We start from the raw sequence: 12,569 nt of genomic DNA, 5'->3' as shown, positions 1-12,569 counted from the left end.
CTATTGGGCCGAACGGGTTAGACGGCCTTCAGTCCGTGAGCGGCGAAGACTGCCTTGGCCCCGGCCACCTGCTCCGGCGTGGGCGAGGGGGTGTCGTGCAGGGTGAACTCCATGCCCAGGGCCTGCCACTTGCTCTCCCCCAGCTTGTGGAAGGGCAGGACGTCGACCCGTGAGACGTTGCCGAGGGTGCCGGCGAAGGCGGCGACGCCCTCGATGTTCTCGGGGGCGTCGGTCAGCCCGGGCACCAGCACGAACCGCAGGTGCACCTCCTTGCCGAGGTCCGCGAGGCGGCGGGCGAAGTCCAGGGTGGGCTCCAGCGGGCGGCTGGTGAGGCGCTCGTACGTCTCGCGGTCCCAGGACTTGATGTCGAGGAGGACCAGGTCCACGTCGCGCAGCAGCGCGTCGGTGGCGCGGGCGCCCAGGAAGCCCGAGGTGTCGAGGGCGGTGTGCAGGCCGAGGTCGTGCTTCATCCGGTGCAGGAGCTCGCCCGCGAAGACGGGCTGGAGCAGCGGCTCACCGCCGGAGACGGTGGCCCCGCCGCCCGCCGCGGCGATGAACCGCGTGTACTTGCGGGCCTCGGCGATGACGTCGTCGGCGGAGGTGCGCTTGCCGGCCCGCATCTTCATGGTGTGGGGGTTGTGGCAGTACAGGCAGGTCAGCGGGCACCCGGACAGGAAGGTCACGAACCTCGTCCCGGGGCCGTCCACCCCGGTGGAGAGGTCCCAGGAGTGCACGGAGCCCTCGCTGGTCCGCTGTGTCGCGGCGGCGGCCGGGGTCCGCCCGGCGCTGACGGCGACGGCCGCGGCCTGGCCGACGGGGATGCTCGTACCGAAGAGGACGGTCATGGCAGGTGCTCCAGAGGTGGGTGCACGGCCCCGGGGCCGGGGTGAGGGCCCGGCCCCGGGCCGCGCGGTCCGGGCGGCCCTACAGCGAGCCGTGGAAGGTGCGGTTCAGGACGTCGAGCTGCTGGTCCCGCGTGAGGCGGACGAAGTTCACCGCGTAGCCGCTGACGCGGATGGTCAGCTGCGGGTAGTTCTCCGGGTGCTCCATGGCGTCCATGAGCGTGTCCCGGCCCAGCACGTTCACGTTCATGTGGAAGCCGTCGACCGCCATGTAGCCGTCGAGGACTCCCGCCAGGTTCTTGATCCGCTCCTCGGGGGTGCGGCCCAGGCCGTCGGGGGTGACGGTGTTGGTCAGCGAGATGCCGTCCTCGGCGTCCTCGTAGGGCAGCTTGGCGACCGACAGCGCCGAGGTGACGTAGCCGTGGGTGTCGCGCCCGTTCATCGGGTTGGCGCCCGGGGAGAACGGCTCGCCGGCGCGGCGGCCGTCCGGGGTGCTGCCGGTCTTCTTGCCGTAGACCACGTTCGAGGTGATCGTGAGTACGGACTGGGTGTGCTCGGCGTCGCGGTAGGCCGGGTGCCTCCGCACCTTCTTCATGAACTCCTCGACCAGCCACACGGCGATGGAGTCGACGCGGTCGTCGTTGTTGCCGTACGCCGGGTAGTCGCCCTCGATGAGGTAGTCGGTCGCGAGTCCCGTCTCGTCGCGGACGGGGGAGACCTTCGCGTACCGGATGGCGGACAGCGAGTCGGCCGCGACCGAGAGGCCGGCGATGCCGCAGGCCATGGTGCGGCGCACGTCGCGGTCGTGCAGGGCCATCTCGATGCGCTCGTAGGCGTACTTGTCGTGCATGTAGTGGATGACGTTCAGGGCGTGGACGTAGGTCGCGGCGAGCCATTCCATCTGCTCGTCGAACTTGGCCATGACCTCGTCGTAGTCCAGCACCCCGGCCGTGAGGGCGCCGGTGGACGGGCCGACCTGGACGCCCGACTTCTCGTCGCGGCCGCCGTTGATCGCGTAGAGGAGGGTCTTGGCGAGGTTCACGCGGGCGCCGAAGAACTGCATCTGCTTGCCGACCGGCATGGCGGAGACGCAGCACGCGATGGCGGTGTCGTCGCCGAAGCGCGGGCGCATCAGCTCGTCGGACTCGTACTGGACCGAGGAGGTGTCGATCGAGACGCGGGCGCAGAACTCCTTGAAGCCCTGCGGCAGCTGCGGCGACCAGAAGACCGTCATGTTCGGCTCGGGGGCCGGGCCGAGGTTGTAGAGGGTCTGGAGGTAGCGGAAGGAGGACTTGGTGACCAGCGGCCGGCCGTCCTCGCCCATGCCGGCGATCGACTCGGTGACCCAGGTCGGGTCGCCGGAGAAGAGCTCGTCGTACTCCGGGGTGCGCAGGAAGCGGACGATGCGCAGCTTGATGATGAAGTCGTCGACGAGTTCCTGGGCCTGCTCCTCGGTGAGGCGGCCGGCCTCGATGTCCCTCTGGAGGTAGACGTCGACGAAGGTGGAGGTGCGGCCGAGCGACATGGCCGCGCCGTTCTGCTCCTTCACGGCGGCCAGGTAGGCGAAGTACAGCCACTGGATGGCCTCGCGGCCGGTGGCGGCCGGGCCGGAGATGTCGTGGCCGTAGGAGGCCGCCATCGCCTTGAGCTCGCCGAGCGCGCGGATCTGCTCGGAGAGCTCCTCGCGCAGCCGGATCGTCTCCTCCAGCGAACGGTTCCCGGCGGGGAGGGAGTTCAGCTCCTCCTTCTCCTCCTGCTTGAAGGAGATCAGGCGGTCGACGCCGTAGAGGGCCACGCGGCGGTAGTCGCCGATGATGCGGCCGCGGCCGTAGGCGTCCGGCAGGCCGGTCACGACGCCGGCCTTGCGGGCGGCGCGGATGTCGGGGGTGTAGGCGTCGAAGACACCGGCGTTGTGGGTCTTGCGGTACTCGGTGAAGACCTTCTCCAGCTCCGCGGAGACCGGGTAGCCGTAGGTCTCCAGGGCGCCGGCCACCATGCGCCAGCCGCCGTTGGGCATGATCGAGCGCTTGAGGGGGGCGTCCGTCTGGAGGCCGACGATCAGGTCCTTGTCGCGGTCGATCCAGCCGGGGGCGTGCGCGGTGATCGTCGACGGGATGTCGTGGGCGACGTCGTAGACGCCCTTCTCGCGCTCCTCGGGGAACTTGTCGGTGATCGACTTCCACACGGCGGTGGTGCGCTCGGTGGGACCGGCGAGGAAGGAGCCGTCTCCCTCGTAGGGCGTGTAGTTCTGCTGGATGAAGTCGCGGACGTCGATGGCGTCGCGCCACAGTCCGCCCCTGAAGCCCTCCCAGGGCTCGCCGTTCTTCGTGGTCTCCGCAGGAGTGGCCGTCATCGCCCGCACCTTTCCAGTCGCCTCGTTGCTTGTATCCATTGCACGCCTTCTGATCGATCATTTGCCTCCGCGTTGGTCCTGAGCTGGGGCCCGAAGGTCCCGCCGTTTGCCGCCCGACGGGCACCGACACCGCCCTGACCTGGCATTTCGCACGAGCCGAAAGCCCATCGCGCATTTGTGAAAAGCTTCACAAGAATCTCGCAGCGGCAGGGCGCCCAGGCCGGGCGCCGACGGGGCCGAGTTTTCAGCCCCGCCGGCGTTCGAGGCGCGGGGGTTCGGGGCGGAGCCCCAGGAGGCGGGCCGGGGGCTCAGCTCGGCGCCTCGGCACCTCGGCGGGCGTAGAACCACCAGGCCACGACCACGCAGGAGGCGTAGAAGGCCACGAAGCCCCACATCGCGCTCGTCACCGCGAAGTTGGCGAACATCGCCGGGATGAAGAAGAAGCCGTAGGCGGCGATGGCGGCGGTGAAGCCGGTCACCGCGCCCGACTCGATCTCGGCCTGCTTCAGTGCGGCCGCGTACTGCGGGGTGCCCTCCGTCAGGCCCTTCAGGTGCCGGCCCCGGAAGATGACCGGGATCTGGCGGAAGGTCGAGCCGTTGCCGATGCCCGAGAAGAAGAACGCCGACAGGAAGCAGAAGAAGAAGCCGTAGAAGGAACCGGTGTCCGAGCCCGAAGGGAGGAAGGTGATGACGCCGATGATCGAGGCCGCCATGCCGACGAAGGACAGGATCGTCACCCGCGCGCCGCCCAGCCTGTCCGCGATCCAGCCGCCCGCCCAGCGGGCCAGCGCGCCCAGGGCCGGGCCCATCCAGGCGTAGGTGGCCACCGAGTACGCGGGGAAGGTGGTCTTGATCAGCAGCGGCAGCGCCGCCGCGAAGCCGATGAAGGAGCCGAACGTGCCGACGTAGAGCCAGGTCATCAGCCAGTTGTGCTTGCGCTTGAAGATGATCTTCTGCTGGCTGAAGGGGGTGGAGGCCACCTTCAGGTCGTTCTGCCCGAACCAGGCCACCGCGGCGAGGACGACCAGCACCGGGACCCACACGAAGGCCGCGTTCTGGAGGTGGATCTCCGAGCCGTTCGCCTTCTCCTGGCCCGCGCCGATCGCGAGGACCGAGGACGTGATCAGGATGGGGGTGAGGAGCTGGACGACGGAGACTCCCAGGTTGCCGAGGCCGCCGTTGATGCCGGTCGCGTTGCCCTTCTCCTGCTTCGGGTAGAAGAAGCCGATGTTGGCGAGCGAGGAGGAGAAGTTCGCGCCGCCGATGCCGCACAGTGCGGCGATCGCGATCATCGTCGTGTACGAGGTCGACGGGTCCTGCACCGCGAAGCCCAGCCACAGCAGCGGCACGATCAGCACGATCGTGGAGAGCGCGGTGAAGCGGCGCTGGCCGATCATCGGGCCGAGGAACGTGTAGAAGATGCGGGCCGTTCCGCCGGTGATGCCGGGGACGGCGGTCAGCCAGAACAGCTGGGACTGGCTGAAGCCGAAGCCGACGTCCTTCAGGTTGGTCGCGGTGATGCTCCAGACCTGCCAGACCACGAAGGCCACGAGCAGGGCCGGCACGGCGATCCACAGGTTGCGGGTGGCCACCTTCTTCCCGGTGGTCCGCCAGAAGGACGGGTCCTCCGGCGTCCAGTCGGTGATCGTGCGGCCCGGACGGTACTGCGCCGGATCGGCGAGCTGCGGCCGTACCGCTTCCTGCGTGGCGGAAGTCATGGCTTCGTCCTCAGGTGTCGAGGGGTGTCCTTGCCTATCCAGGTTCCGCCCGGCTGCCGGCCCCGCGGCAGAGGAGAAGGCACTGCGGGCGACGGGACAAGGTCCCGCCGCCCACAGTGCGTTGGTCGGCCGCCGGCCACCTCGACGTGCAGTCCCCGCCCCTCGCCGACGTCGTACGGGCGCACCCGCGCGGCACCTCCCGGCGGTAGCCGGGGGAGAGTCCGCCCGGGGCACGCGGGCGGTGCGGGCTGCGCGTCCGGGCTGCTGAACGGGCGCCCGTCTGCTCTGCTGGCCGGTATGGCCTACCTAGCAATGACCGCCCGCCGCCGCGACGAGCTCCACCGCGCGGCCACCCCGCTGGAACTGTTCTTCGACCTCTGCTTCGTCGTCGCCATCGCCCAGGCCGGCGCCCGGCTGGTGCACGCGCTGGCGGAGGGCCACCCGGGGGCGGGGGTGACCGGCTACTTCCTCGTCTTCTTCGGCGTGTGGTGGGCGTGGATGAACTTCACGTGGTTCGCCTCCGCCTACGACGTCGACGACGTCCCGTACCGGCTCGCGACCTTCGTCCAGATCGTCGGCGTGCTCGTCTACGCGGCGGGGCTCAGCCGCGCCTTCGACGAGAACGACTGGACGGTCCCCGTCATCGGCTACATCATCATGCGCATCGCGCTGACGGCCCAGTGGCTGCGGGCGGCGGCCGGGGAAGAGGGCGCCGCGAGAAAGTCCGCGCTGACGTACGCGGCCGGGCTGGTGATCTGCCAGGCGGGATGGGTGGCGCTGCTGTTCGCCCCGGACGGCGCGAAGCGCTGGCTGTTCCTCGTCCTGGTCGTCGCCGAGCTGCTCGTTCCGGCGATCGCCGAGCACAACCACCAGACGTCGTGGCACGCGCACCACATCGTGGAGCGGTACGGGCTGTTCACCATCATCGTGCTGGGCGAGACGATCTCGGCGGCGACGGTGGCGGTCAAGTCGGCGCTCGACGAGCACGACGCGGTGGGTCTGCTGCTGCCGATCGCCGGCGGCGGGCTGCTGATCGTCTTCGCCGCGTGGTGGATCTACTTCGCGGTGCCGATGCACGAACGGCTGAACACCAACCGGGAGGCCATCCCGTGGGGGTACGGCCACCTGCTGATCTTCGCCTCGGGCGCGGCGATCGGGGCGGGCATCGAGGTGGCGGTCGAACACGCGGTCGGTGCGGCGCACATCTCGCAGGTGGCCGCGAATGCCGCCGTGACGGTGCCGAGCGCAGGGTTCCTCCTGATGGTCTGGCTCCTGCACTCCCGCCACTTCAAGCGGGGGGTGGCGCAGCAGCTGACCCTGCCGGTGTCGTCCGTCGTCGTACTCGCGTGCACGTGGGCCGGCGCGTACGCGGTGCTGTACGCGGGGCTGGTCTGCGCGGCCACCGTCGCCGTCGGCCTGACCCTGTCCACGAGGCCGAACACCGGCTGACCGCCTGCGCCGCCGGAGGCACGTTCAGCCCGCCGGCGTTCGAGGCGCGGGGTCTGGGGCGGAGCCCCAGGAGCGGCGCCGCAGGCGGACCGTCACCCCCGCGCCCCCGGCGGCGTTGGCAGGCCATGACACTCCCCGCACAGCGCACCGCCGGAGCCCCCGGCAGGGAACTGGCCGAGCCAGGGTTCTGGCAACTGCCCCCGGCGCGGCGACTCGCCGCCTTCGCCCGGCTCAGAGAGGCCGGCGGCCCCGTCTTCGTCCCCGAAGGGACCGGCCACTGGGCCCTCGTCCGCCACGCCCACGTGCAGGAGGCCAGCCGCCTCCCCAAGGTGTTCGCCAGTGCCCCCGGCGTGACCACCCCCGAGCCCGCCCGCTGGGTCCGCGCCCTGTTCGGGGACTCGATGGTCAACCTGGACGGCCCCGACCACGCCCAGCTCCGCAGGATCGTGCAGCGTGCCTTCACGCCCCGTCTGCTGGCGGCCGCCGAGGCGGACATCCACGCCGTGGCGACCCGCATCGTGGACGACGTACTGGACGGGCGGCCGGACGAGTTCGTCTCGGCGGTGGCCTCGCGGCTGCCCCTGGAGGTCATCTGCAACATGATGGGCATCCCGGAGCGCTACCGCCCCGAGATCGCCGACCGCGTCAACCACGCCTCCGAGAACATCGGCGTGGAACGGGGCCTGGCCTCCCGGCTGCGGATGCCCGGCCGGGGCCTGCGGGCCCTCGCGCGCATGCAGCGGATGGTGGCGGGCATCGGGCGCGAGCGCCGCAAGAACCCGACCGACGACCTGATCTCGGCGCTGGTCTGCGCGAACGTGGACGGCCAGGCCCTCGGTGCCCGGCAACTCGGCGCCTTCTTCTCCCTGTTGATGGTCGCCGGGGTGGAGACCACCCGCAATGCGATCACCCACGGGCTGACGCTGCTCACCGACCACCCGGACCAACGGGACCTGCTGCTCTCGGACTTCGAGAAGTACGCGGACGGCGCGGTCGAGGAGATGATCCGCCACTCGACGCCGATCATCCAGTTCCGCCGGACGGTGGTGGCCGAACACACCGTGGAGGGGCACCTGTTCCGCCCGGGCGACAAGGTGGTGCTGTACTACGCCTCCGCCAACCGCGACGAGGCGGTCTTCCCCGACCCGGACGCCTTCGACATCACGCGCTCGCCCAATCCGCACCTCGGTTTCGGCGGCGGCGGCCCGCACTTCTGCCTGGGCGCGCACCTGGCCCGGGTGGAGATGCGGGCCCTGTTCCACGAACTGCTGACCCGGCCGGTCGGGCTGCGCGCGGTCGGCCTGCCCGATCTGGCGGGGTCGAACTTCGACAACCGGGTCCGCTCCCTCAAGTTCGCCTTCGAGCGCCCCTGACGGCGCCCCGACGGCCCCGACGGCCCGGAAGGACCGGAAGAAGGGCCGGAAGGGCCGGAACGACCGGAAGGGCCGGCCACCGGGCAGGCTGGGAGCCCGGCGGCCGGAGCGCTGTGCCGCACGGCGGCGGCGCGGCTACTTCTGCAGGCGGCGCACCGAGAGGACGCAGTGGGCGCTGCCCGTGAGCACCGCCTCGTCGCCCGCGAACGCCTGCAGGGTCTCCGGGGAGACCGGCTCGCCGGGGACGGCCTCGGGCCAGGCCCGCGTGGCGAAGAGGAAGTACGCCTGTCCGCTCTCGTCCGCCGCGGCGACCCACTCGTCGGGGGCGGTGCACCGCGCGTTCATCCCGGGCAGGGTGAGCGCGATCTGGTTGCCCTCCAGCAGGATCTGCACCGGGAAGCCGGCCGGGTTGCGGGTGCCGTCCATGACGACGTCGCCGATGGGCAGGCCGATCTCCTCCAGCAGCCCGCGGGCCGCCCTCTCGCCGGCTTCCCGGCCGCCCGGGCCGTCACCGAGGGTGTAGGCGAGGAGGTACGGGATGTCGTGCGCCTCGGAGGGGTCGCCGATCCAGGCGAGCACGGAAAGGGTGCCGAGCTGGGTCCGGTCGATTTCGGCTTGTGTAGAAGTCATGCGCCGCACCCTAGTGGTCCGGCCGCCGAGCATTTCACGGCCTTTCACCCGGGCGGGCTAGACGGCCCAGAATCCCTCTCCGAAATTCGACCGGATGTTCGCGTCCTGGTACTGGAGCCGGTCGATGCGGGCGTTTTCCGGGACTTCGAACACCACCCAGCCCTCGGCCCGTTCACCGACCTCGAGGGAATCGAAGACGAGTGGTTTGCCCGTGGTCAGTTCACCGGCGGACACCACCGGGTGGCGCTGCCCCGCGCTGTCGTGCGCCCACATGCGTCCGAGCGCCCCGTACGAGTCCCCGCCCACGTTGACGAACGACATCGAGGCGGCCACCCACCGCTTCCCGGCAGTCGGGGCGAAGTCCTTCTGCACGCTGACCGCCGGGTCGACGTACGCGGCCAGTACGACCTCCAGGTGGCGGCCGATCCGCTGCCCGCGCACCCGGAGCCGGTCACCCACACGGGCGTCCTTCGCGCCGGCCCGCACGGGTGCCCCCGCGGCGCCCGGGGCCCCGTCGTCCACCGGGACCGCGGGCGCGGCGGCCGGGGCGAGCGCGGCCCCCTCGGGGGCGCCGTCGCAGGCCGTGGCGCCGAGCAGGAGCAGCGGCACGAGGGCGGTGGCGGCGAGTACGGGAAACGGGCGGGGGGAGTGGCGCATTCGGGATCCCTTCGGGATGTATTGCGGCCAGTCTCACGCGCCCGGGCAAGGAATTGCACACACCGACACGAGTGCGCGGAGGCAGTGAGCGCGCCCGCCTGCCAGCACAATTCGTTCCGGCGGATTCCCGCCGCCGCGATCCCTTGGAGGAAGAATGCGCATCTCCGGCCGCCGAATGGCGCTGGCAGCCCTGTCCGCACTGGCCGCGACCGCGGTATTCACCGCCCCTGCCGGGGCCACCGTTTTCAACCAGGGTGTTTCCGTACAGCCCGACGTTCATATCTCCGGGGACGGCACCGTCACCCTTTCCGGCACCTATCACTGCGAACAGGCTTCACCCATGGGAGCGATGCAGATCAAGGCTGCGGTCCTGCAGGAGGGCCACCAGCTCAGCATCGGCGGCGGGCAGGTCGTCTGCGACGGTACGGAGCGCAGCTGGGAGGCGCACGCGCCCGGCTTCGCGACGCGCAGCGTGCGGCCGGGCCGGGCCACGGTCACGGCAGAGCTCCAGGAGATCCACCTGTCGGGCCTCATGCCGTCGGCGGTCGCCACGGTCGCCCAGGACACACGGGACGGCCGGGTCCTGGCGGATCGCTGAGCGGTACGGGCCCGCCACGCACGCCCGCCGGTCCGGCGGCCGCCGCTGCCGGGGCGCGGGCGCTCCGGGCCGGGCCGGGCCGGGCCGAAGCCACGGCCCGAAGCCCGACGGGCCGAGGTCGGGGCCCCGAAGCCCGACGGCGGAGCTCCGAGCCCGGCGGCCGACGGCCGACGGCCGAGCATCGGAAGCGCCGGGCCGGGGGCGCGGGCCCGCACCGGGTGTCCGGGCAGCGCCGCTAGCGGCACTCGGGCGCGACGTCCGTCATCGACATGAACGCCACCGACTGGCACCCGGGGACGGCGTGCGGCCGTCCCGTCGTCCGGTCCACGACCGTCGGCACCCCGACGGCCAGGAGGATCAGGGCCAGGATGCCCGTCACCGCGCCCTTGCTCAGCCCGCGCACAGCGTGGTCCCGCGGAGCCGGTCGCACACAGAAGCTGTCATGGTCCGCATCATCACCCCGCCCCCGCCGTCCCACAACTCGGCGTGACGGCCCGGTCACCCCATGCTCCGGGGGCTGCCGTTCGCGTCGAACTCGCACCACACCGCCTTGCCCTCGCCCCGGGACTCCACGCCCCAGTGCGTGGCCAGCGCGTCCACCAGCAGCAGCCCGCGCCCCGTGGTGGCCGCCTCGCCCGGGGAGCGCCGGCGCGGCCACACGCTGGAGCGGTCCTTGACCCACAGCCTGATCCGCCGGACCGGCTCGGGCAGTACCTCCATGGTCAGCACCGCCCCGCCGTCGGTGTGCAGCAGGGCGTTGACCAGCAGTTCCCCGGCCGCGAGCTCCACGTCGTCCGCGAGTTCCGGCATGCCCCAGTCGCGCAGGGCCTGCCGCAGCGCGTAGCGGGCCTCCGACAGGCCCTCCGGATCGGCCTGGTGCACGTACTGGTGGATGCGCGGGGCCCGGTGGGTGCCCGGGTCGGGGGCCCGGCGCAGCACCAGCAGGGCCACGTCGTCCCCGGAGCCCCAGCGCTCCCACAGCCGGTCGGAGAGGTGGTCCGCGAGCGCCCCCGCACCCTGCGGGCCGCTGCGCACCGCGTGGGCGAGGGCCTCCATGCCCTGGGTGATGGCGGTGCCGGGCTCCTCCACGAGCCCGTCGGTGCACAGCACGAGGGTCTCGCCGGGGACCAGGTCGAGCCGGGTCTCGGGGAACTCCTCCTGCTCGAAGACGGAGGCCAGCCCCAGCGGCAGGCCGCCGCGCACGTTCGGCCAGCCGGTACGCCCGTCCGTGTGACGGATCAGCGGGCCGAGGTGGCCCGCGCGGACCGCCCGTACGCCTCCGGTCTCCAGGTCGACCTGCGCGTACATGCAGGTCGCGAAGCGTTCGGTGTCCAGTTCGGCGAGGAAGCGCGAGGCGCGCGCCAGCACCGTGGACGGCGGGTGCCCCTCCCCCGCGTACGCCCGCAGTGCGATGCGCAGCTGGCCCATGATGGCCGCGGCGTGCGTGTCGTGGCCCTGTACGTCGCCCACGACGAGGCCGACCCGGTCCCGGGGCAGCGCGATCACGTCGTACCAGTCCCCGCCGACCTCCCGCCCGCTCCAGGCGGAGTGGTAGCGGACCGCGATCTCCCCGCCCGTGATCTCGGGGATCCGGCGCGGGAGCATGGCGGCCTGCAGGCCGGTCGCGAACTCCCTTTCCTGGTCGAAGAGGAGCGCCCGCTGGAGCGACTGGGCCACGATGCCCGCGAGGCCCAGGCACAGGTTGCGTTCCTCGGGGCTGAACTCGCTGCGCCGCCGGTAGAAGAGGACCAGCCCGCCGATGGCCTTGGCCTGCGCGATGAGCGGCAGGTAGGCGGCCGCGTCGTAGCGGATCCGGTTCAGGTACTCCGAGAGCAGCGGGAACTCGCCGCCGAGCTCGGTGAGGGAGGTGACGAAACGTGCCTTCCGGGAGAGCACCGCCTGCGACAGCGGGAGCGAGCCGTCCAGCCGGGTGAACTGGCGCTCGCTGAGGATCTCCAGCGTCTCCCCGCTCAACGCAATGATCTTGATGGAGGCGCCCTCGACCAGCCCGAGCGCCAGCCCGTCCGCACCGAGCCGCTCCAGGGCCCCGGCACCGGTCAGCGCGGCCGTCACGTCGTCGACCGTCACCGCCCGCGACAGGGCCTCGGTGGTCCGCTGCACGATCGTGGTCTGCTGGGCGCGCGCCGTCTCCAGCTTGCGCAGCAGGGTGGCGTGGGCCAGCTCCGGGGTGGCGTCCCGGACGATCCCCACGATCCGGTGCGGCCGCCCGTCCGGGTGCCGCAGCACCCGGCCCTGGGTGTGGGTCCACTGGTCGGCGCCGTCGCGCCGGCGCACCGTGAAGTACGCCCCGTACGTGTCCCCGCCCGCGTCGAGGACGGAGGTCACGCTCTCGTTCAGCCGGGCCGCGTCCTCGGGCGGGATCCGCAGCCCGAGCGCCTCCGGCGTGCCGTCGAACTCCTCCGGCGCCACGTCGACGACGGCCATGCCCGCCTCGTCGAGCACCATCGTCCCCGCGTCCAGGTCCCACTCGAAGCTGCCCATGCCGTTCAGCGCGAGCCGCTCCCCCGGTCCGGTCGCCGGGGAGCGCCCGTCGGGCCGCCGGTCCCGCCCGGGGCCGTCCTGCTCCGCCGCTGCCACGCTTCACACCACCTAACGGACGGGCCAGCACGGCTGGGAGATCAGCCGCTCCCACTCCTCGTCAGGATGCCCCGGAAGAGTGCGCCCGGCCTCCCGCCAGCGCTTGACGAGGGTGAGGTAGATCGTGGCGTGGTCGGCGGCCGGCCCCGCCTGGTGTCCTGCCCCGTACCCGGGCCCGTACGCGGATCCGTACGGCGCCCGGTGCGAGGACGGCGCCGGTGGCCCGGCCGGCCCGCGGGCCGGGTCGTACCCCGCGGTCCTGGCCGCCGCGGGCTGTTCCCCGCGGCTGGCGGGGATCCGCACCCAGCCACGGCCCTGTGCTCGCTCCGCGCTCATCGCAGACCTCTCTCA

The 12,569-nt window shown here is 72.0% G+C and carries 11 protein-coding genes; 3 read left to right on the top strand and 8 right to left on the bottom strand.

Translation table 11 applies throughout. The features are described 5' to 3' along the window. Window positions 1-17: 17 nt before the first annotated feature. From pflA to ACIGFK_RS26970, 3 genes are all read right to left on the bottom strand, one after another. The gene (gene pflA, locus ACIGFK_RS26980) at window positions 18-845 is read right to left on the bottom strand and encodes a pyruvate formate-lyase-activating protein (RefSeq protein ID WP_400053900.1); all 828 of its coding nucleotides are present in this window, start codon (window positions 843-845) and stop codon (window positions 18-20) included. A gap of 79 nt (window positions 846-924) precedes the next feature. Next, window positions 925-3,195, bottom strand: a complete 2,271-nt coding sequence (pflB, locus tag ACIGFK_RS26975; protein ID WP_400053898.1) for a formate C-acetyltransferase — start codon at window positions 3,193-3,195, stop codon at window positions 925-927. A gap of 308 nt (window positions 3,196-3,503) precedes the next feature. Further along, window positions 3,504-4,913, bottom strand: coding sequence for a NarK family nitrate/nitrite MFS transporter (locus tag ACIGFK_RS26970; RefSeq protein ID WP_376657477.1), 1,410 nt, complete (start codon window positions 4,911-4,913; stop codon window positions 3,504-3,506). 297 nt (window positions 4,914-5,210) lie between these two features. Between ACIGFK_RS26970 and ACIGFK_RS26965 the strand changes: the two genes are divergently transcribed. Beyond that, the gene (locus ACIGFK_RS26965; protein ID WP_376657478.1) at window positions 5,211-6,362 is read left to right on the top strand and encodes a low temperature requirement protein A; all 1,152 of its coding nucleotides are present in this window, start codon (window positions 5,211-5,213) and stop codon (window positions 6,360-6,362) included. Between the two features lie 125 nt (window positions 6,363-6,487). Next, a complete protein-coding gene (locus ACIGFK_RS26960) occupies window positions 6,488-7,735 on the top strand; it encodes a cytochrome P450 (protein ID WP_400053896.1) in 1,248 nt (415 codons plus the stop codon). A gap of 135 nt (window positions 7,736-7,870) precedes the next feature. On the opposite strand, the gene ACIGFK_RS26955 is transcribed toward ACIGFK_RS26960, so the two are convergent. Next, on the bottom strand, window positions 7,871-8,365 hold the full coding sequence (locus tag ACIGFK_RS26955; RefSeq protein ID WP_376657480.1) for a DUF5949 family protein: 495 nt from the start codon (window positions 8,363-8,365) through the stop codon (window positions 7,871-7,873). Window positions 8,366-8,422: 57 nt separating this feature from the next. Continuing rightward, the gene (locus ACIGFK_RS26950) at window positions 8,423-9,022 is read right to left on the bottom strand and encodes a hypothetical protein (protein WP_400053893.1); all 600 of its coding nucleotides are present in this window, start codon (window positions 9,020-9,022) and stop codon (window positions 8,423-8,425) included. Between the two features lie 154 nt (window positions 9,023-9,176). On the opposite strand from ACIGFK_RS26950, the gene ACIGFK_RS26945 reads away from it, so the two are divergent. Then, window positions 9,177-9,620 (top strand): DUF6299 family protein, encoded by a 444-nt coding sequence (locus ACIGFK_RS26945; protein ID WP_376657482.1) that lies wholly within the window; start codon window positions 9,177-9,179, stop codon window positions 9,618-9,620. 235 nt (window positions 9,621-9,855) lie between these two features. Here ACIGFK_RS26945 and ACIGFK_RS26940 read toward each other — a convergent pair whose 3' ends face one another. The 3 genes from ACIGFK_RS26940 to ACIGFK_RS26930 all read right to left on the bottom strand — a co-directional run bounded on the left by ACIGFK_RS26940 (window position 9,856) and on the right by ACIGFK_RS26930 (window position 12,554). After that, the gene (locus ACIGFK_RS26940; protein WP_376657483.1) at window positions 9,856-10,023 is read right to left on the bottom strand and encodes a hypothetical protein; all 168 of its coding nucleotides are present in this window, start codon (window positions 10,021-10,023) and stop codon (window positions 9,856-9,858) included. A gap of 95 nt (window positions 10,024-10,118) precedes the next feature. Further along, window positions 10,119-12,218: a SpoIIE family protein phosphatase gene (locus ACIGFK_RS26935; protein ID WP_376657484.1), complete on the bottom strand. Its 2,100-nt coding sequence runs from the start codon at window positions 12,216-12,218 to the stop codon at window positions 10,119-10,121. A gap of 12 nt (window positions 12,219-12,230) precedes the next feature. Then, window positions 12,231-12,554 carry a hypothetical protein gene (locus ACIGFK_RS26930; RefSeq protein WP_376657485.1) on the bottom strand — a complete coding sequence of 108 codons (324 nt, stop codon included), beginning with the start codon at window positions 12,552-12,554 and terminating at the stop codon, window positions 12,231-12,233. Between the last annotated feature and the right edge of the window lie 15 nt (window positions 12,555-12,569).

It is taken from the genome of Streptomyces sp. NPDC085524 (assembly GCF_044541755.1).
Lineage (GTDB): Bacteria > Actinomycetota > Actinomycetes > Streptomycetales > Streptomycetaceae > Streptomyces.
The sequence above is the reverse complement of the archived record's forward strand: the minus strand, read 5'-3'. Positions and strand labels throughout refer to the sequence as shown.

Coding starts and splice junctions, on each gene's coding strand:
- pflA (WP_400053900.1), bottom strand. CDS start 845: ATGACCGTCCTCTTCGGTACGAGCATCCCCGTCGGCCAGGCCGCGGCC.
- ACIGFK_RS26955 (WP_376657480.1), bottom strand. CDS start 8,365: ATGACTTCTACACAAGCCGAAATCGACCGGACCCAGCTCGGCACCCTT.
- ACIGFK_RS26930 (WP_376657485.1), bottom strand. CDS start 12,554: ATGAGCGCGGAGCGAGCACAGGGCCGTGGCTGGGTGCGGATCCCCGCC.
- ACIGFK_RS26950 (WP_400053893.1), bottom strand. CDS start 9,022: ATGCGCCACTCCCCCCGCCCGTTTCCCGTACTCGCCGCCACCGCCCTC.
- ACIGFK_RS26960 (WP_400053896.1), top strand. CDS start 6,488: ATGACACTCCCCGCACAGCGCACCGCCGGAGCCCCCGGCAGGGAACTG.
- ACIGFK_RS26970 (WP_376657477.1), bottom strand. CDS start 4,913: ATGACTTCCGCCACGCAGGAAGCGGTACGGCCGCAGCTCGCCGATCCG.
- pflB (WP_400053898.1), bottom strand. CDS start 3,195: ATGACGGCCACTCCTGCGGAGACCACGAAGAACGGCGAGCCCTGGGAG.
- ACIGFK_RS26945 (WP_376657482.1), top strand. CDS start 9,177: ATGCGCATCTCCGGCCGCCGAATGGCGCTGGCAGCCCTGTCCGCACTG.
- ACIGFK_RS26965 (WP_376657478.1), top strand. CDS start 5,211: ATGGCCTACCTAGCAATGACCGCCCGCCGCCGCGACGAGCTCCACCGC.